Consider the following 19,017-nt stretch of genomic DNA (forward strand, 5'->3'; position numbering starts at 1 on the left):
CCAAATGTCTCTTTCAGCGCATTTCCCTACGCAACCGGACATGACCCAACCCTCGCCCTGCCCCACAATGCCACCGTGCCCCAACCCGATACCCGAGCGCCCATGAGCCAGCTGAAAACCGCGCTGCACGACAACACCTTCGTCTGCATCCTGGAGTTCGTGCCCAAGTCCTCCAGCGAGCGCTTCGCCAGCATCGAAGCCCTCATGGTGCGCCAGCACCTGTGCGGCTGGCCCATGACCATGGCCATCGCCGACCGGGTCGGCAGCCCCTTCGAAATGTCGCCGCTGGAGGCCTATTCAAGCTTCAGGCAACCCCTGCCGGCCCTGTTGCACTTCTCCGGCAAGGACCGCGAGCGCCACCACTTGCTGGAACAGTTGCAGCAGATGGACGCCGCCGGCCTCGACCAGCTGCTGTTGCTCACCGGCGACCGCCTGCCCGGCCACGTCCCTGGTCAGCGCCCGGTGCGCTACCTCGAATCCATCGCTGCCCTGCAGACCGTGCGCCAAGCCCGCCCCGACTGGCTGCTCGGCGCCGGCATGCACCCGTTCAAGTACCGCGAGGAAGAAGGCGGCGCCCAATACTTCAAGGCCGAAAAGAAGCTCGCCGCCGGCGCGGACTTTCTGGCCCTGCAACTGGGCTATGACGCCAGCAAGCACCTTGAAGCCATCCAGTGGATGCGCCGCCAGCCCCACCCCAAGCCGCTCACGGCCTGCGTGATGGGCCTCACCCTGGGGCGCGCGAAGATCTTCGAGCACGTCGCCGGCATCGTCGTCACCCCGTCCATGCACGATGTGCTCGCCGCCGAAGCCGCCGTCTCCAAGGCCCACGCCCAAGCCCGCAGCCTCGAACGCCTGGCCCTGCAGATCATCGGCCTGCGCCTGATGGGCTATGCAGGCATCCACCTCTCCGGCATCCACGACCTGGAGCAGCTGGACACCCTGGAGCGCAGCCTCGAGCACTGGCAGGCACGCCTGCACTCGCTGGAGCAATGGACCCCCGCCTGGCAAGCGTGCTGGCAGATGCCCGGCCTGCCCGACGTCACCTTCCACCCGCCCGGCGCCAACTGGCGACTGGGCGAGTCCCAGGTCAGCGCCTCGCCCAAGGAGACCGCGCGCTATCACCTGCTGCACGGCCTGCACTCACTGCTGTTCAGCCGCCGCCACCCACTGAGCCAGGCCTTCGGCTGGGCCGTGCAACGCCCGCTGTGGAACACCCCCACCGGCGCCCGCGTGCTCCATCGCCTGGAACGCAGTGCGAAAAGGCCTCTGGTCGGGTGCGACACCTGCGGTACCTGCCGCCTGGAAGACACCCTCTACATCTGCCCGGAAACCTGCCCCAAAGGCCTGGCCAACGGCCCCTGCGGCGGCACCACGCTCAACCGCTGCGAGTTCGGCGATCGCGAGTGCATCCACAGCGTGAAGTACCGCACCGCCAAGGCCGTCGGGCAAACCGCCGTGCTCACCGAACGCCTGATCCCCTGCATCGACGCCGACACCCGCCACCGCAGCTCCTGGCCCACCTGGTTCCAAGCCCCCGCCGCGACCACCACCATCGCCAAGCCCTGTGGCAGTGGCCTTGCGCCGCAGTCGGTCACCGAGCCCGAGCCCAAAGCGCCTGCCCTGCACGCCAGCAAAGTGCCCGAGCTGGACAACTGAGCCCACGGCGATTGGGCCCAAAGGTGGCCCTGCCCGCCCACCCCACTTACACTCACCGGCCATTAGGACAGCCAACGCAGTTCAAGGACCGGCATGAACGAAACGCTCTACGAAGCCAACAAACTCGCCGACCTGATCGCCCAACGCCAACTGATCACCTACGACGTGGTGGAGCAAACGGCCAAACACCCGGTCCACGCCAAACCCTTGTCGGTGTACGAGCAAGACTTTCGCCGCGTGCTGATGAGCGTCATGGCCAAGGACCGCCGCGCCGTGGAAATCGCCGCAAGCCCGGAGCAGTTCACCCATGAGCCTAAGGCGACCTGCAACAGCATGGTCCTGCTCTACGACACCATCCTCTCGCTGCCCGACACCGCCCTATCGGCCGGCCTGCTGCGCAGCATGGCCGCAGACGTGGCCAACCCGCAGTAAGGAGCAGCACGCGCAGTGGGAGAAGTGTGCGCAGCACGCCCCCTGTGGGAGCGGGTTTACCCGCGCAGAGAACACCACCGCTCCCCCCTCCCTCCCACTTATCCACAGCCCAAACAAAAGCCGCGTCCTGACAACAAGACGCGGCTTCAATCAAGCATCACGGGCTAACTGCCTACGCGCTCCTCATCGCCCAGCAACTTGCCACACTGCTCACTGGCCAACCGGCTGATGATCTTGATCGCCTGATGTATTCCCGCCGAGGCGCGAAAGCTCAGTTGGGGTTCGTGCTCGCACTCCAGTTGCTCGTCGCGCTGCACCAGCGATTCGCCGAGCAGTTCGAGGGTCCAGACGTAGCTTTGTAGGGTGGTGAGGCGTTCGTGGTCAGTCATGGGGCACCTGCCTTGTGGCCGGCGTTGGGTTGCCCTGGGTGTGGATGGGGTAGAAGCGGTGGGGAGGCGGGGTTGGGGTGGTTGGGCGGAGAGCGGATGCGAGGATCCTTAAGAGACTTCCAATGGTCATGCATGAGTTCCTTTCGTTGTGGAACTGCCACCGCTCGCGGCCAAGCAAGTTGAGGTGGCAGCAGTGCGCGGGTTGGCCGACCGGGACGAAAGGGGCCCGGCACACCCGAAGGTGTCCCGCGCACCACCGCCATGACGCAACATCGCGGGCACAAAAAAAGCGCCTGCGATGAAGACTGGGCGCTGATGCGCCTTTCGATTCCGACCGGCCAAGGTCGCGTCGCCGATGCGTCGGCGACGTGGGGAATCTATCTCTGTGGCTGCGTCAGCGCAAGGTCAAAGGCTCTGGCAGAAAGGTATTGCTACGATATCGCCCCGCCGCCCGTCCATAACCCGACGGATAGCCATACCGTTGGGTACAGAAACGTCATTGAAACGATGAGTGGTTAGGGCTGAAATCCAGCAAGACGGCATAATGGCATCGCATTTTTTACGCCCCCCCCACCACCCCGCCTTCGCGAGCCCCTTTGTAATGAATACCCAAACACGCTACTCGATCATCCTGGAACACAGCGCCGAGGTACTCCTCGAAAACGCCTCCATGGCCCAGGTGGAAGCGTTTTGGGATGACAACGATGAGCGGTATTTCGGGTTGCGGATTGAAGATGAGCGCAGCGCTCATGCGCGGGTGATCGTCACGGATGAAGTGCCGGATGAGGAAGAGGATGGGGTTGTGGTGCTCTGCGCCTGATAGGTGGCTCCAAAATCCTTCACTAGAATTCTCGAATGTGCCGCACCGGGGGCAGTTTCAGGCTCGATAGCCTTCAAACTCCCAAGCGTAAAATCGTACTAATTTACCTGCAAGCTCAGGCCAACTAGCCCCTTCATATTCGGATCGAAAGACTTTGCACGGCGATGACCAGTTTGAATTTTAAGTTGCCGTTCACGACCGGCCGCTTTCGACCCATTACGGATGTTCAAGCAACCCTCAAAAGCCGTGGCCAATCAAAGATCTCAACATCGGCCTAAGCTGATTTTGAATCGCCCCGAAGCAGAAACTTAGGAGCGACTCACGACTACATCCCTAGCCGGGCAGGCTCAGGTGTAGCAAGGGGAAGGGGCGTCCCTCGCCATCCAGCGGAGAACGACCTGTTTGAATGAACCCGTAATGTAGATAGAACCCTACCGCGTCAGGGTTTTGTTCATTCACATCAACACTCATCTGACTGCGCGATCTGCGGGCATGATCCAGCAGCGTGCGACCGATGCCTTTCCCTCGCAGACCGGGCTCGATGAAGAGCATCTCTACATGGTTTTCATCGAGCCCGACAAAACCTAGCGGGCAGTCCTCAGCATCTACCGCAACCCATAACTCAACAGCGGGTAGGTAGATATCGCGGAGCTGTGGAAGCAATTCCTCAATATCGGATTCTTTCAGGAAGTGATGAGTGGCGCGAACGGAGCGCAGCCAAATGTTGAGCAGATGCGGATGGTCGGCGTTAGTAGCCTGACGAATGATCATAGAATCATCCTTTACACTTGATATAGGAAATGAGGCGCGCTAGTAAATAGCGACCCTATTAAGTGTCGGCAGCTTGTATGACCGCTTCGCGAGTTAACGCCTGGGCGGTTCACGGCAGAGTTGGCCGGAAAGGAGGGAGGACGGACGATACTGAGAGGCTTTCGGGGCGTCAATAAAAAATAAGGATGGAACAGACGGTAGTCAGGCTGGCAGGGTCGAAAGCAGCCAGTGTTGACCAGCTAGCCACTCCCCCTACGGCCTCTTTTATGAAGGGACTCAGATGCAGCCCTGTTAGTGAGCAAAAGCGCCCTCCTATTAGCGACAGCACTCAATTGGGCGGCCCGAAGACTGTGGATAATCCAAAGAGGCAGAAAGTCATGAACCGTTATGGCTTCCCGCTAGTTATCCACAGGCGCATTCCAGATTCCCAAGCACGCGGCGTTGTCGGGAACTGTGCCAATTAGTGTTTAGAGTGCCGCAGCCCGCAGTAGGTAGTGAGAGCGATAGAAAACGATTAGCTCGTCAGCGGCCCGCGTTTATCGGAGTTGATGTATTGGATGGCACGGGCTGCGCCCGTGTTCGCGGGTGATCCCGCTCACACAGTGATCGTGCAGGCTCTGAGATGAGTAGGGCAGTCGCAGGTTGGGTGCGTGAAGTTTCGGCAGGGCCACACCTGTTTTCAGCATTCGCTTCAGCGGGCGACACGAACCCGCTCAGCGCCACACTTTTTCGAAGCACAAAAAAGGCCTGCATTGCTGCAAGCCTTGATGTTTGGTGCGGAGACAGGAATCGAATAACAGAGGATATGGCCTATTAACGCTAGCTTGTACCATCTAAAAAGCTAAAGCGTATCCCTAAACGTATCCCTAAATCGAAATTCACCCAAATGCCTAGTGCCCCTCAGACTTTCTGAGTGACGAGTGCGATCAACGGCATGAGGACGAAAAAGAGACCGGCCGAGATCCTGTACCTCGCCCCAATGCCGTTAAGCCAATTCTGAAAAGGCCCCTGCTGCTTTACTAACCATCCGATGTACCAAGCAAAGAGGTTCATTAGTACACACATAGACAGACCAACAGACAGGACGACGGTCCAAATCGACAACCATCCCCAACCATGATCAACGACCATAGCTGGGATCTGGACGAGAAGCCCTCCTAGAATTACACCGGCCATGCAAGCGCCCAGCGAATGAGTGCCTGACAAGAGTAAGTTTGCAAGATAGGCCGTCCCGGCCAGACCAGGGCGTATCAAAAAGGCGCCGAAGAAGACCAGCCCTACAGAACCAGCCACGTTCCAAAGACTAGGGCCTAACCCTTCGAGCGCCGCCATCGACAGATACTTGCCACTCGAGTGATCAGCCGCGACGTTGGCAAGCAGCGTAAGCAGAAGCCCAAAAGCGCCCCAAGAAACGGACTCCCTCACTGCTGCTTCAAAATCCCCCCTAGACCAGAAGCCGTTACGGCCAAACCAAGCACGGTCTACAGATCTAGCTCTCAACCCCATTGGTCTACTCCCTGTCATGCATTGATAGTTTGGCCATACGCACAAAATCGCCAGCGGACTACTTCAATTTAACTAGCTCAATCAGAAGATGCACGCGAAAAGCTGCTGTGCCTAGCGCAGGGGCCAACAGCAGTCACCGAGCCTGGCCAGTGCCCCGACCGCAATCCTCGCTGGGGACGGGGACCCTGGGAGTTTGGGCAACATACGGGGACGGAAACCCGCGCCATCGCGCTAGCGGGCAGGCCACCAGGTTACTGAAATTTCAGTCATTGAAATCTATCGAACGACTGCATGAAGAGCTGATTCTTGCCGGTGCGGTAAGGATAAGGCTCGGTGTTCAAGAAGCTGCACAATTCACCCCGGTTCACCTGATTCACCAGTTCACTAAGCTGGGCGCCCTGCCGCTAACAAAGAGCCGCGGGTTTCCAGCCCCGTATCTGGCCCCATCTCTCAGGGTCCCCCGGCGACTAGAAACGGGAGTGGCGAGGACCGATTTCACCGCTGAAGGCACAAGCGAATAGGGGAATGGGGGGTCGTAGTTAACCAGTTCTGCAAAGCGGTGTAACAGGTGTAAAATGTGTAACGTCATCAGCAACTAGTTGATTTTAAAGGACAATAATCAGTTACACCTCGACTTTGCCACCGTAATTTGGTGGTGTAACGATAAAACCGGTGTAACCGAGGTGATCGATTCTTGTGACTAACGGGCAGGCCTGAGGCACAGCAGGTGGGCTTTTACTGGCAGCCCTCGTGGACAAGGCGATACCTGCTGGGGGAATCACGGTTCTACGTGAGTGGTGCTGGATGAAACAGCTGACCTTTGCCCGTAGCTCCCCCGCTACCCGCAAGGCGTTATTGCGTGTTGACGGTGTGATCGCCTACCATAAGAGGTGTAAGCCCCATTGTGACGTCCCACACCAAGCTATTAGAGCTGAAATGTCGTGTCACTTGGGGCTTTGTTTTTTCAGCATTCCCACAGTAGCAGCCCCGCCGCTTTCCACTTAGCCTCCGGGTTAGGCCCTTCCTTCGCATACATGCTTGCCACTTCGTTGTAGAACCGTCCGCGTCCAATCTGCTTTCTTGCATGCACTGGCACTATCAGCGGATAGCCTCGATGGGTCTCAAATGTCATCAAAACGATGCTTCCGCCACCTTGCACGGCTTGATTGGCTGAGCGATAGATTGCTCGGGGCGCATTCAGTATCTGCGGGAGCCGTTCGATCACACCGCGCGGGATACCATGGTCAAAGTGCATTTTCCCCACGGTTTTGCCCTTTACGACGAGGTCCAGCCCGCTATAGATTTCTCCTCCAGATGCGATAATGGATTCTGGCGTTCCGCCAAGCTCCAAAAGCAGTTCGTTACGAGGCCGGCCTACTGCCTCCGCTTGCAGAACGACCCCCACCAAGGTCTTAAAATTTCGATCGCTGTCCACTAGCGGCACCCCTTCACTTGTCGTCATATTGGAAGCTTAAGGCGAGCCAGAGGCGCTATAGAAGGGCGTGAGTCGTTTGACTGGGGCGCTCTGATGCACCCCACTGGTGAGCAAGGGAAGCTCCCAGTGGAGCGCGCTGCTGAACACCGAATAACATTCAGCCGAGAAGACTCATCGTCGAACAACACGAGAACATATACTTGATAACGTGGGAGGTGCTGCTGCACCCCAGGGGCAGTCAGGAAACGATTGTTTCCCACCTCTGCCTCTCATAGCCTTAGGCCATCCAGATCCTTTGAGGCGTCTATGACTACACCACCTCCTCCCCCAGCAAACGCAAGCCATTCATCCGCTGTGTCTGAAGCTTCAAATACTCCGGCAGTTGTGGTGCCTACAAAGCGCTCGATTGAAGCCAAATGGGGGGCCCCAATCACGAAGGCAGGATGGACCGGCATTCCCAACATCTTGATCCGACGGCAAAGAACGTTGGGAATAGATGCCCTGGATCTGAACATCCTTTTGCATCTGCTGAGCTACTGGTGGGAGGACGAAAATCACCCGCACCCTTCGAAAGAAACCTTGGCACAAGCCATGGCTGTCTCAGCTTCAACGATCCAACGTCGTATCCGCGCTATGGAAGCGGGAGGGCTGTTGAGGCGCATCGAACGCCGGCGAGAAAAGGATCGCAGTGAAACCAATCTCTACGATCTGACACTCTTGCGGGACCTGCTCGAACCACATGCGGTTCAGGAGCTAGAAGAACGAAATGCTGGCCATGAGCGCCGCCGAAAACGCATGACCTCGGTCACGAAGGTAGAGCCTTAAACTCTAGGAGTGATCGTCTATGCATGCGATTGCGCAGCCGTATTAGCATCGTTGTTAGCGATCGTCCATTTGCAAGTAATCACGGCATGGTCTGCGGAATGTGGAAACGCATGAAATTTGAGTTTCTACACTACGTGAACAGAAGGTCATATCCGGTCGACCTGTCACATTCAGGACTGCGAATATGCTCAATTGCGCTTAAGAACGCTCCACTCACTGCTGGACCATGATTGACGGCAAATACTGCGCTCGCATTAGCCTTAAATTGCCCAGCGAAAAACAGGCGCTGACTAACGCAAACTCATCGAGAAGGCAGCTTCCAAAGGGATAGGCTACGCTTCGCTAAACTACAGCTTCGAGCTGGATGCCAGCACCAGCAAGCCCGCCAAAGTGCGGGCTAAGCCCGTAGTAAAGGCGCGTTTCCTGGCGCCTCAATACGAGGAATGGTGGAATGTCATTTGAAAATGTCGAAGAAGTCGTTGAGGAGCGTGATCCCGTCTCCGTTAATAAGCGCCTAGCCGAAGGCTGGAGTCTTCTAGCTATTGTCCCTGGATTCGATGCAACAAATAGCCAAGCCTTCACCTGCTATGTGTTAGGCAAAGTTATCAGCGATACCGAGAAGACTATGCGCATGATAAAAGAACGTTGTGAGACGCGCGAGGATAACGAGTTCTTATAGGAAACTAAAACCCAGCTGTGCGCTGGGCTAAATTTTCGAGCTTGCAATTTTCGACTCAAGCATGAGTAAGGACAAAACATGGCAAATTATCTGGGTTGGGAAACAGCTACTTCATTGCTACTCAGTTACGAAAGCATGGCACTTGCCCATCGATCGACTTTACGCAGGGCTAGTGCCGATGGTGTTGAGCCGCATGCTTATTACAGTTACATGCATGCTTTCGGCCTTCTCATCCTCAATGCTTCCTTTGTGGAGGGGACTGTCCGAACCATTCTCACAGAGAAGGTGAAGGCTGATTTGGACGAAGCTGTAGAAAGGGGAAAGCGCGCAGGCCGCACTGAACATGATTCGCCCACCCGACTTCTGCAAAAATTTCTAATTGAACTGGAGAGTTCCGGGGGATGGGACAATCTCGTTAAATCAGCTGGTATCTCGTACTTCGGAAGCGCGCTTGACTCCGATGTCGACAAGGACGTAAAGGAAGGAATTAACGTGTTATTTACTTTGAGAAACGTACTTGCTCATGGTACGGCCTTGATCCAGCCGACAGTAAAAATGACCGAAGACATGAAAGACGTTTATCCCTATTCATGGCAGTCCAAGCTACATGGAGTCGGGATGTACCTTGAACGCCATTTCAAGCGAGGTGGAATGTTCGAGAACCTGGCAGACCCTGATCTACCCGAGCACTTTATCAATATCACAAAAAAATATTTCGAGCAGCTGACACCGAAGTTCACCCCTATCCCTGAACGGGCTCAAAAAACCGTAGATATGATTCGCGATTATAGCTTCGGTTTCGTTAATAATACTAGATAGTTTTGCTGCAAATTTTCACATGCACCCTCAGCCCCTTGTTTAAAAACCTGGGCGAAGTCAGCAGATAGCGGGCGCTGTTTCGCGCCAAAATCAGAAACTCGGAGCCCACTGATATGACTGACGCCGAAGTAAGCGCCCACAATACCTATTTAGAATTCTACCTCTGCATCACTCGCTGTTATTCAAGCTTCAGAATGATGGGAGGGTTGCCAAGCAAGCGACAGGATCAACTTAGATGCACGGCTTCACTCTATATAGCCAAAGGCTCAATATCGCATCGGTTACTGACGATCAGATCGCCAATTTGGGACACTTGCTAGGCTATGAATATAGTGCCGGCCTGGGCCGAATCGTAACATCGCTAATCTACTCGACCCGATTCGCCGGACCATCAGTAAAAACCATATGACCATGCATACTTTGCTATTGGCTCGGGAACAACACTCAACTGAAGGCTCATAGGCTTTCGAAGAATTGAATCGCATAAAACCCTTCAATATCTGACGACAACCAAAATGACCAAGACTAGAGATAATCATTACGTAGCACAATGGTATCAAGAAGGTTTTATGGATGCGCGTGACAAACAACTCTGTTATCTCACGAAGCGAAACATACTCTTGAAAAACGGAGAGCAAAACACAATACATTCAAAAAAATGGCACACAACCGCTCAAAAGCTTTATGAAAAAGATTTATATTCGACTTTTTTTGGAACAGAAATTAACGATGACATAGAAAGAAAACTATTCGGCCCAATTGATGACAACGGCTCAAAATCTGTTAAAGCGTTCCTAACTGACGACCACGGAGAGTGGCATAAACACTTCCAGGATTTCTTCATCTATCTCGATGCACAAAAGCTACGAACACCAAAAGGATTGGCCTGGATCAGAAGCAAATATCCAGAGTTGAGCCAGATTCAGCTAATGATGGAAATGCAATCATTACGATCTATACACTGCACACTTTGGGCCGAGGGCGTTAGGGAGCTTGTATCCGCCGAAGACTCAGATACTAAATTTCTAATATCTGACCACCCTGTAACCATCTACAACTATGCGTGCCCTCCTAACTCAGAACTATGCAAATATCCAAACGACCCTGATATTGCACTAAAGGGATCACAAACAATATTCCCGCTAAGCAAAAATCGTTGCTTGATCTTAACAAACCTTGAGTACGCCAAAGACCCCGACAATGTCAACCCGCTTTCGCAGCGAACTAATGCGAAACGGGTACGCTATAGCATGGTAAATACGATTGATTTTATAAACTGCCGCAAGCTTACATCAGAAGAAGTGACTAAAATAAACTACATCATTAAAAGCAGATCACACTCTTGCGTTGCCGCTGGTAGAGAGGAATGGCTTTACCCTGAAAGCCACGCTGCTTTTGACTGGGCAGAGTTAAAGCACGTACTGCTACCACCCCCCAATCAAACTCTTGGATTCGGTGGAGAAATATACGCCCAATTTGACAATGGTTCCGTTCATTATCAGGATGCATTCGGCCGTGCAGATCCGCCGAACAAATTCTTACGTAAGAGCACTGACGAATCTCAAATAGGCCGCAATGATTACTGCGGCTGTGGCAGCGGAAAGAAATATAAAATCTGCTGCCGCAACATCCCTGCCGATATGCGAACAAGCTGGGATTCAGCAAGCATTCGAGAGCGAAACCTTGCTCTCTGCAACTGTATCCGGAGCGTACTCGGCCTAGACAATGGCAAAACCTGGACTGACGTCAGGCGCGAATTAGCAGACAATCAAGTTTCAGAAATTTATGGCTTTTATTCAGCCTTGTGGCCACGTGACACCGACATATACTCACTGCTACCCAAGCCAGACGGAAAGTTAAGAGCATTATACACTGGAATTATAGACCCTCGAACAATTAGCCTACGCGCCCTGCCTATGGCATCCTTATTTGACGACTACCTGATAGAATCACCAATACAGAACCCAAACAATGTCAAGCCAGAGTTCAGCCCTGTAAAGTCACCTTCCAAGTTCAAATACCAAGCTTTGAAAGACTTTTTATTCATGCTAGAAATAGAACCATTTATTGGACTTAACCTTGTAAACCTGATTCCCAGCTTGATGGAATTCGATGCTGACTTAATGGAGGCCGCCATGGGAATTGCTGCCGCGCGATCTCCAACAAGAAATATATGCAAACTAGATAGGAAGCGCTGTTTTGAATTGGCAACCGAGGACCTACTGAATACAATAGCAATGATGCCGCAAACCGTGAAAGTAAAAGCACTGACTCAACAATTTGGGCTAACCGAAGAAGATGCAAAACGAGCGCTTTCTGATTTAGAAAGCCAGACAGAATCCTCGCCACTCATGATGCTACAACGTTTCGAGTCCGGCCAGGAGGGTCAGTTCCTCCAATTCAAAATGGCTCCAAATTACGAACTTTCGTTATTAACAGCACAAGCTACCGGCTCAGTACTAATAACTGACAGTGGTTCGAGATGGCAAGAGTTATTAAAAGCGCAGCACACGAATCAGGGAATCGTTAACTATCCGTGGCATAGTGCCCTTCAGCAAATACATTCGACCCCACTTGACTACCAACTCCTCGAAAACCTTCAAAAGTCACAAGGACCATTCGCCACACTTAGGCAACTAATGAGAACGACCGACAGCATGATTTTGTCGAACGATCGAAATGCAGAAAAAATCAAGTCTATTTCCGACCAAACAACAGCTTTTTTGGATCAAATAAAAGACACAACCAACCATAACAATCATTGCGCACTGAATATATTAAGCCCTGAAGGCGGGCTCTATGACACTAACGTCCAAAGACTCCTAGCGAGATCCAATTGCCCACGGTACGACAATCAAGTGAGGTCTATCTATGGCATTGGCATACCAGACCAAACTTAGCTTCGCATTCAACTTTTTTACCATACATAGTTGATCTTTAGGGGGAAAGCATTAGTCACTCGCAGCAGAGACCTCTCGTCAGTCTTTTGACACCAAGCGCATCACGAAATGAAGTACACATGATGCGCTTTGGTTTAATCACGCAGCTTTGTTCACCTCATCTAAATCCGGAAGTTTAATATCAATAATCTGCTCAGCAGAATATTTATAGCTCATCGTTATCAAATCTCCTTCCCCCCAGTGCGTGAAGCTTTCGAGTTGGCTACTCACGTGGAACCGATGAAATGCCATTCCTTCACGCCCCATGTAACGCTTCGCCGCATACAGCTTGGATCCCAGATTTAGAAGTTCTTTTACCGACTCATCCCACTGTTCTTCCAAACGCTCAAGGGCCACTACAACCGCTGAGCGTTCTGCCTTTAGGCTCTGTCTGAAATTCGGAGAAACCCAACTCCCGTGCCACGAGCGCTGAGATTTTGTAAGGTTTCAGCCATCTATGGAAAGGAATCCTGTGATGGCTAAGCGCTACGAACTTTCGGATGAAGCATGGGATGTGGTTGCGGATCTCTTCACCCCAACCCACACCAGAGGCAGACCGCGAGCAAGTGATCGCCTGATGCTCGATGGCGTGCTGTGGTTGTTGCGCTCAGGCGCTGCCTGGCGTGACATGCCCGAGTGTTTTGGGCATTGGCGGACGGTGTATCACCGATTCCGAGTTTGGCGAAATCGGGGAACATTTGATCAGATGCTCAAGCGGTTACATCTCAAACTCAATGATCAAGGGCTCATTGACCTACAGACCTGGATGATCGATTCGACCGCTGTTCGTGCTACCCGCGCTTCATCAGGTGCAGGTAAAAAAGGGGCCCTGATGAACCCGCCGATCACGCTCTAGGCCGTAGCCGCGGAGGTCTCACCACCAAGATTCATATGCTCTGCGACGCCAACGGCGTACCACTGCGCTTTCTCCTTTCTGGCGGTCAAGCCAGCGATATTAGCTACGCGCAGCCATTGCTGGACGATGTCTGCATCCCGACGAGCAAACGTGGGCGACCTCGCAAGCGCTGCCGCTGGCTTTTGGCCGACAAGGGCTACGACGCTGATGCGCTGCGACGTTTTTGTGACCGGTATCGCATGCAACCGGTTATTCCGTTGCGTTCAATGAAGCGTAAACCCAAGCCTGGACTATCCCGACTGTTTGATCGTCCCAAGTACCGCCAGCGTAATGTGATCGAGCGCATGTTCGGTTGGCTGAAAGAGAACCGCCGAGTCGTGACTCGTTTCGACAAGCTCGCAAAAAGCTATAGTGCGATGGTGTCGCTGGCTTGTGTCATGCGGTGTCTACGACACCTTTTTTCAGACAGAGCCTAAGGTATCCCGCTTTTCTGCCGCTTTCAGCGGGACGAGCAGATCCCGTGTTTTCAGCTCCGCGACCGGAAGATTACCGAGGGTGGGCAACAGGTGTGATTCGATCCGTCGCCATACGGTGGCAGCATGACCAGGTGTCCACTTACGAGCGCAGGCCGCGTGCCATTCCTGTGCAAGCAAACGGAATGTATTCGCCCGGGCGTTAGCCGCTTCCTGTTTGTCCAAGCGCGCCTGCTCGATGGGGTCTTTCCCTGCAGCAAGGAGTTCAAGCGCCTGAGCGCGTCGCTCCCTAGCCGCTTTCAAGCCGAGCGCCGGATAGTTGCCAAACGTTGCTAAACCATCTCGGCCATCAGGTTTGGTGTACTTCATACGCCAGGTCTTGACCCCTGACGGCTTCACCAGCAGGTAGAGGCCTTTGCCATCGAACAGCTTGTAATCCTTCTCCCGAGGCTTGGCCGCATCACATTTGGGGTCGGTGAGAGGCACCACAGTGCGCGCCATAGGGATACGTTTCCTTGTCGAACCGAGATATCCCTAGCCATATCCCTAAATCGCGTAGATGCCCAGAGACAAAACGAGACAGACAGAAACAACAAAGCCCGCACAAGGCGGGCTTTGGGGGTGTTTCGTAGACAGTCATAGACTTCTGGAAACTGATTTTCTGGTGCCGGAGACAGGAATCGAACCTGCGACCTTCGCGTTACGAGTGCGCTGCTCTACCGACTGAGCTACACCGGCGTGAGCGCAACGCTACCACTGCCGTGGCGGTTACGCAAACGCTTGTTTCGCCTCGCTTATTCCCCCTCCCCCGGCGCCTGGGTCAGGAGGCCTTGCACCCGGTCGGGGCGAGGTCTGCTTCGACGTTGGTGGTGCACGTCCAGCCGGTGGCGGAGCGGGTGAGCGTGAGGGTTTTGCCGAGCACGTTGGCGGGGGCGTCGGCGAGGGTGCAGGTGATGCTGGCCGTGCCATCGGCGGCGGTGCCGCGGGCGGTGATGGCGCAGTGGGCGGTGCTGGGCTGGCCACCGAGGGCGGCGACGTCGGTGACGTCCTTGCCTTCGTTCAAGCGCAGTTCCATTGCGGTCTTGAGTGCGGAGATTTCCGCAAGGCCGGCGCCGGCTTTGGCGCGGGCTTGCTGGTTGGTGTACATGGGTATGGCGATGGTCGCCACGATGCCGATGATCGCCACGACAATCATCAGCTCGATCAGGGTGATGCCCCGTTGCCCTTTCATGAACGCTTTTCCTTGTTGATACGGCTATGCCTGGGTTGCAGTCTCGGCCCCCGGGCAGACAGGCGCGCAGTAGAGCCGAACCGACACCTTTTGTCACCCCTGCCCGTCGGGTGACCGGGCTCGCTGGACTACTCTAGTGATCAATAGGGAAACCCGCCCGGTCAGGGACGCGACAAGCTGTTACGGGGCTTGTCGGTCGGCAGTTAAGGACGTTTGCATGAGCCATTCGACACGCATGTACGCCTGGGAAGGCACCACCATCAACGGCAACAAGATCAATGGCCGCACCGAGGGGCGCAGCCAGGCGTTCGTGCGGGCCGAGTTGCTGCGCCAGGGCATCCGCGCTGCCCGCGTGCGGCCGGCGAGCCGGGTGCAGTGGCGCTGGCCCGCTGGGCGCGGCAAGGCGGATGCGGCGGGCTTCAGCCGGCAACTGGCGACCTTGCTCAGGGCCGGGGTGCCGCTGTTGCAGGCATTCGAGGTGATGGGGCGCAGCGGTGGGGATGAACACCTGGGGCGGCTGCTGATGCAATTGCAACAGGATGTGGGCGCAGGGCTGGGCCTGGCCGATGCGCTGCAGCGTCACCCGAGGTGGTTCGACCGGTTGTATTGCAACCTGGTGCGGGTGGGTGAGCAGTCCGGCACGCTGGATCGGCAGCTCGAGCAGCTCGCCAACCTGCTGGAGCGGCGCCGGGCGGTGCAGCGGCGGGTGCGCAAGGCGATGCTGTATCCGCTGCTGCTGTTGCTGACGGGCCTGGGCGTCTCGACGTTGTTGTTGCTGGAGGTCGTGCCGCGGTTCCAGGGGTTGTTCGCCAGTTTCGATTCGGCGCTGCCCCCGTTCACGCAATGGGTGATCGACTTATCCACAGCGCTGGGGCGGCATGCGCCGTGGTTGCTGGGCGCGCTTGTGATGTTGGGTGTGTCGTTGCGCCAGCTGTATCAGCGCCATGCCCCTGCCCGCCTGTGGATATCTCGCCAGGTGTTGCGCTTGCCTGTGCTCGGCACGTTGCTGGCCGAAGCGGCGTTGGCGCGATTTTCCCGCAGCCTGGGCACGGCCTATGGGGCTGGGGTGCCGCTGCTCGATGCGCTGGGCACGGTGGCGGCGGTGAGCGGTGAGCCGGTGCATGAACAGGCGATTGGGCGGCTGCGCCAGGCCATGGGCAACGGCCAGGGGCTGCATCAGGCGATGGAGGCGGATGGGTTGTTTCCGCCGATGCTGGTGCAGTTGGCGGCGATCGGTGAGTCCAGTGGCACGCTGGACCAGATGCTGAACAAGGCCGCGGCCCATTATGAGGAACAGGTCAACCAGGCACTCGACCAGTTGACCGGCCTGTTGGAGCCGACCATCGTGCTGGTCCTTGGGGTGGTGGTGGGTGGCCTGGTGGTCGCCATGTATCTGCCGATCTTCCAGCTGGGTAACTTGGTCTGACATGAATCTTTGGATTGTTTTCGCCAATCAGCCGGTGCTGTTTCTGACCTTCGTCGGGCTGCTGGGGCTGTTGCTCGGCAGCTTCATCAATGTGCTGGCGTATCGCTTGCCGATCATGCTCGAGCGTCAGTGGCAGCGCGAGGCGCAGGAGGTGCTGGGCCTGCCGGTGGTGACGCATGAGCGCTTCGACCTGTGCCTGCCGGCCTCGCGCTGCTCCCATTGCGGCCATCGCATTCGCGCCTGGGAGAACATCCCGGTACTGAGCTATCTGTGGCTGCGCGGGCGCTGCTCGGCGTGCAAGGTTGCCATTGGTGTGCGTTATCCGTTGGTGGAGCTGGGCTGCGCAGTGCTTTCGATAGTGGTGGCCTGGCAGCTTGGGCCGTCGCTGCAAGCGTTGTTCGCGCTGTTGTTGACCTGGTGCCTGCTGGGCCTGAGCTTGATCGATGCAGATCATCAACTGCTGCCCGACGTGCTGGTGATGCCCATGCTCTGGCTGGGCCTGTTGTGCAATGCCTTTGGCCTGTTCACGCCCTTGCCCGATGCGCTCTGGGGCGCGGCCATCGGCTATCTGAGCCTTTGGGGGGTGTATTGGCTATTCAAGCTGCTCACTGGCAAGGAAGGGCTGGGCTATGGCGACTTCAAATTGCTGGCCTTGATCGGCGCCTGGGGCGGTTGGCAGGTATTGCCGTTGACGCTGGTAATGTCATCGGTGGTGGGGGCGGTGATTGGCCTGTGCCTGTTGCGCTTGCGCCGAGCATCGATGGGGTCGGCCATGCCGTTTGGGCCGTATCTGGCCATTGCGGGCTGGATCGCAGTGCTCTGGGGTGATGAAATGTACGTCTCCTACCTGCAACTGTTTGGACACTGATGACCACTGCGGCATTTACCCCCTGGATTCTCGGGCTCACCGGCGGCATCGGCAGCGGCAAAAGCGCTGCGGCCGAGCGATTCGTCGAGCTGGGTGTACATCTGGTCGATGCCGACCAGGCGGCGCGTTGGGTCGTGGAGCCTGGCCGGCCGGCGCTGGCGAGCATCGTCGAGCGCTTCGGTGCGGGCGTATTGCAGGAAGACGGCCAGCTCGACCGCGCAGCCCTGCGCAAGCTGATCTTCGCTGACCCCGCCCAACGCCAATGGCTGGAGGCGCTGCTGCATCCGCTGATCGGCCAGGAAATCTTCAGCTACCTGGCCAAGGCGGAATCGCCTTATGCGATCTACGTGTCGCCGCTGCTGGTGGAGTCCGGCCAGATCGCGAAGACTCAGCGAGTGCTGGTGATCGATGCGCCACAGGAGCTGCAGATCCAACGCACCCTGGCCCGCGACAACACCAGCCCGGAACAGGTGCAGGCGATTCTCAAGGCCCAGGCCGCCCGCGAGGAGCGGTTGCGCCATGCCGATGACGTGGTGGTCAACGACCGGGACCTGGGCTGGTTGCATGAGCAGATCGATCGTCTGCATCACTTTTACCTGACTTTACGAGGAGGCCAGCCATGAGCCAGCCATTGACCGTTGACTGCCCGACTTGCGGGGCCCCTGTGGAATGGAGCGAGAAAAGCCCGTTTCGGCCGTTTTGTTCTGATCGTTGCAAGCTGATCGACTTGGGCGCGTGGGCGGCTGAGGAGCATAAGATTCCGGCTTCGGAAGAGTCGGAGGATGAGTTGTATTCCGGGGATTTGGAGCCGAGACATTGATCGGTGGCGTTTTGGGGCGCATTGCGCCCCTTTGCGGCTCTAACTCTCTTTGACACCAAAGACTCTAAAAATCTGCATAACACCATGCTGCATGGTTCCATGCGGAAACATAACCATGAAGCGCATTGGGCTACGAGTTTTATCAACACAGAATTTAAAGCAGTCTCTACACAGGGTCATCAAATGCGAAAGTTCATAAATTTCTGCCCAGCGCCTAAGCGAGCACAGCCTGTTCACTTCGGCCAGAAGTAACTCGAAGCTAGTATCAGTCCAAGCATAAAGTAAATTGAATAGAGAAGCGCGATTAGCCTTCGCTTTATCGTTATCGGAAAGATCCTGATATCCTCGGCATCAACCAACCCTCTTTTTATATAAGATTTAGAAGAGGCAAGCATCATACAAATGGAGACCAGACGTATCATCTTCCCCGGCATTCCTGCCTCAGTATAAGCCTGCCTAGCGGAAATCACCTCCAAGCTTCTCGGCATCAACGACTCGATGTAGCTCAAGTATCGCCAAGATACATAAACCAACAAAAGAATCGTCGTAACCATATACGACAAAATGAGCAAGCCTATTAATCCTGCAGTTGTCATCAACGATACCCTTCGTATAACGAAGTTCCTGCCAACGCCCCAAACTCCTCACCATAACTACCAAATACCGAGCCGCCTACTGCTCCACCTACAACGGTACAAACCAACCTTCCAACCGGCGATACCCCAAAAGTGACGCACATAAGTTGAGCACGGCTACCGCCGACAGCGCCACCTCCTATGCTCGCGAAAAGTCCACCTACCAACGCTCCGCCTTCCACAAATTTTGCTTCCTTGCATTCTTCCTCACGCCCCAAAGCGCAGGCTTTATGAATGGACAACGCCGTAGAACCCACCTCAATTGTCATTGCAATGTAAGCCCCCTTCTTGAGCAGTTTCGACGCCCGCACCACACCCGCGACCTTTTCGGCATACCCCGGTATTTCACCGGTGTGCAAAAAGCTCTTCGTGGAGATACCCAAGCGGCTTTTTATCGATCCGTCTCCCCGCAGCCCCGAGCCAAAGGAGGCGAAGAA

At 55.6% G+C, this 19,017-nt stretch carries 17 protein-coding genes, 1 tRNA gene and 2 pseudogenes; 12 read left to right on the forward strand and 8 right to left on the reverse strand.

From position 1 onward, the window contains the following. Positions 1-102 precede the first annotated feature (102 nt). Both HMPREF3173_RS21030 and HMPREF3173_RS21035 read left to right on the forward strand, forming a co-directional pair. On the forward strand, positions 103-1,656 hold the full coding sequence (locus HMPREF3173_RS21030) for a methylenetetrahydrofolate reductase C-terminal domain-containing protein (protein ID WP_070576371.1): 1,554 nt from the start codon (positions 103-105) through the stop codon (positions 1,654-1,656). A 93-nt stretch (positions 1,657-1,749) separates the two neighbouring features. Further along, positions 1,750-2,088 carry a hypothetical protein gene (locus tag HMPREF3173_RS21035; RefSeq protein ID WP_070576374.1) on the forward strand — a complete coding sequence of 113 codons (339 nt, stop codon included), beginning with the start codon at positions 1,750-1,752 and terminating at the stop codon, positions 2,086-2,088. Positions 2,089-2,252: 164 nt separating this feature from the next. Here HMPREF3173_RS21035 and HMPREF3173_RS21040 read toward each other — a convergent pair whose 3' ends face one another. Then, the gene (locus HMPREF3173_RS21040) at positions 2,253-2,477 is read right to left on the reverse strand and encodes a hypothetical protein (RefSeq protein ID WP_070576377.1); all 225 of its coding nucleotides are present in this window, start codon (positions 2,475-2,477) and stop codon (positions 2,253-2,255) included. 601 nt (positions 2,478-3,078) lie between these two features. Here HMPREF3173_RS21040 and HMPREF3173_RS21045 point away from each other — a divergent pair. Beyond that, complete coding sequence (locus tag HMPREF3173_RS21045) at positions 3,079-3,297, forward strand: hypothetical protein (RefSeq protein WP_043209622.1); 219 nt, start codon at positions 3,079-3,081, stop codon at positions 3,295-3,297. Between the two features lie 333 nt (positions 3,298-3,630). Here the strand turns inward: HMPREF3173_RS21045 and HMPREF3173_RS21050 are convergent, their stop codons facing one another. Together HMPREF3173_RS21050 and HMPREF3173_RS21060 are read right to left on the reverse strand one after the other, a co-directional pair. After that, positions 3,631-4,068, reverse strand: a complete 438-nt coding sequence (locus tag HMPREF3173_RS21050; RefSeq protein ID WP_070576380.1) for an acetyltransferase — start codon at positions 4,066-4,068, stop codon at positions 3,631-3,633. A gap of 2,470 nt (positions 4,069-6,538) precedes the next feature. After that, entirely contained in the window at positions 6,539-7,009 is a 471-nt protein-coding gene (locus HMPREF3173_RS21060) for a MuF-C-terminal domain-containing protein (protein WP_070576388.1), read from the reverse strand. 306 nt (positions 7,010-7,315) lie between these two features. On the opposite strand from HMPREF3173_RS21060, the gene HMPREF3173_RS24465 reads away from it, so the two are divergent. The 4 genes from HMPREF3173_RS24465 (at position 7,316) to HMPREF3173_RS24160 (ending at position 12,232) form a co-directional block, all read left to right on the forward strand. Continuing rightward, positions 7,316-7,834 carry a helix-turn-helix domain-containing protein gene (locus HMPREF3173_RS24465; RefSeq protein ID WP_139146879.1) on the forward strand — a complete coding sequence of 173 codons (519 nt, stop codon included), beginning with the start codon at positions 7,316-7,318 and terminating at the stop codon, positions 7,832-7,834. A 451-nt stretch (positions 7,835-8,285) separates the two neighbouring features. Beyond that, positions 8,286-8,513 (forward strand): hypothetical protein, encoded by a 228-nt coding sequence (locus HMPREF3173_RS21065; RefSeq protein ID WP_070576391.1) that lies wholly within the window; start codon positions 8,286-8,288, stop codon positions 8,511-8,513. Positions 8,514-8,591: 78 nt separating this feature from the next. Then, the gene (locus HMPREF3173_RS21070) at positions 8,592-9,332 is read left to right on the forward strand and encodes a hypothetical protein (RefSeq protein ID WP_139146880.1); all 741 of its coding nucleotides are present in this window, start codon (positions 8,592-8,594) and stop codon (positions 9,330-9,332) included. A gap of 515 nt (positions 9,333-9,847) precedes the next feature. Beyond that, complete coding sequence (locus HMPREF3173_RS24160) at positions 9,848-12,232, forward strand: DUF4238 domain-containing protein (protein ID WP_083300113.1); 2,385 nt, start codon at positions 9,848-9,850, stop codon at positions 12,230-12,232. A 138-nt stretch (positions 12,233-12,370) separates the two neighbouring features. Here HMPREF3173_RS24160 and HMPREF3173_RS21075 read toward each other — a convergent pair whose 3' ends face one another. Beyond that, on the reverse strand, positions 12,371-12,628 hold the full coding sequence (locus tag HMPREF3173_RS21075; RefSeq protein WP_070576396.1) for a hypothetical protein: 258 nt from the start codon (positions 12,626-12,628) through the stop codon (positions 12,371-12,373). A gap of 118 nt (positions 12,629-12,746) precedes the next feature. Here HMPREF3173_RS21075 and HMPREF3173_RS24165 point away from each other — a divergent pair. Continuing rightward, positions 12,747-13,603, forward strand: a protein-coding gene (locus HMPREF3173_RS24165) for an IS5 family transposase (protein ID WP_371906702.1) whose coding sequence is annotated in 2 segments (ribosomal slippage) — positions 12,747-13,095 and positions 13,095-13,603 — 858 coding nt in all. Because the reading frame shifts where the segments join, the coding sequence is not laid out codon by codon here. Here HMPREF3173_RS24165 and HMPREF3173_RS21090 read toward each other — a convergent pair. The 3 genes and pseudogenes from HMPREF3173_RS21090 to HMPREF3173_RS21100 form a co-directional block, all read right to left on the reverse strand. Continuing rightward, a pseudogene (locus HMPREF3173_RS21090) lies at positions 13,601-14,101 on the reverse strand (tyrosine-type recombinase/integrase); the annotation flags it as partial. The gene HMPREF3173_RS24165 and the pseudogene HMPREF3173_RS21090 sit on opposite strands and share 3 nt — an antisense overlap. A gap of 161 nt (positions 14,102-14,262) precedes the next feature. After that, positions 14,263-14,338: transfer RNA gene (locus HMPREF3173_RS21095), tRNA-Thr, on the reverse strand. An 82-nt stretch (positions 14,339-14,420) separates the two neighbouring features. Next, positions 14,421-14,831 carry a pilin gene (locus HMPREF3173_RS21100; protein WP_070576406.1) on the reverse strand — a complete coding sequence of 137 codons (411 nt, stop codon included), beginning with the start codon at positions 14,829-14,831 and terminating at the stop codon, positions 14,421-14,423. Positions 14,832-15,048: 217 nt separating this feature from the next. Between HMPREF3173_RS21100 and HMPREF3173_RS21105 the strand changes: the two genes are divergently transcribed. Genes HMPREF3173_RS21105 through yacG form a run of 4 tightly spaced genes read left to right on the forward strand, consistent with a single transcriptional unit; the run spans position 15,049 to position 17,945 of the window. Continuing rightward, positions 15,049-16,257 carry a type II secretion system F family protein gene (locus HMPREF3173_RS21105; protein WP_070576407.1) on the forward strand — a complete coding sequence of 403 codons (1,209 nt, stop codon included), beginning with the start codon at positions 15,049-15,051 and terminating at the stop codon, positions 16,255-16,257. Position 16,258: 1 nt separating this feature from the next. Beyond that, positions 16,259-17,125 (forward strand): prepilin peptidase, encoded by an 867-nt coding sequence (locus HMPREF3173_RS21110; RefSeq protein ID WP_070576408.1) that lies wholly within the window; start codon positions 16,259-16,261, stop codon positions 17,123-17,125. After that, positions 17,125-17,748 carry a dephospho-CoA kinase gene (gene coaE / locus HMPREF3173_RS21115; RefSeq protein WP_043209638.1) on the forward strand — a complete coding sequence of 208 codons (624 nt, stop codon included), beginning with the start codon at positions 17,125-17,127 and terminating at the stop codon, positions 17,746-17,748. The genes HMPREF3173_RS21110 and coaE overlap by 1 nt, the downstream gene beginning before the upstream one ends. Then, on the forward strand, positions 17,745-17,945 hold the full coding sequence (gene yacG / locus HMPREF3173_RS21120; protein WP_043209639.1) for a DNA gyrase inhibitor YacG: 201 nt from the start codon (positions 17,745-17,747) through the stop codon (positions 17,943-17,945). The genes coaE and yacG overlap by 4 nt, the downstream gene beginning before the upstream one ends. 595 nt (positions 17,946-18,540) lie before the next feature. Here the strand turns inward: yacG and HMPREF3173_RS24170 are convergent. Then, positions 18,541-19,017 (reverse strand): annotated as a pseudogene (locus HMPREF3173_RS24170) (hypothetical protein); the annotation flags it as partial.

Origin of the sequence: Pseudomonas sp. HMSC08G10, assembly GCF_001808425.1 — a bacterium.
In the GTDB taxonomy this organism is placed as follows: domain Bacteria; phylum Pseudomonadota; class Gammaproteobacteria; order Pseudomonadales; family Pseudomonadaceae; genus Aquipseudomonas; species Aquipseudomonas guariconensis.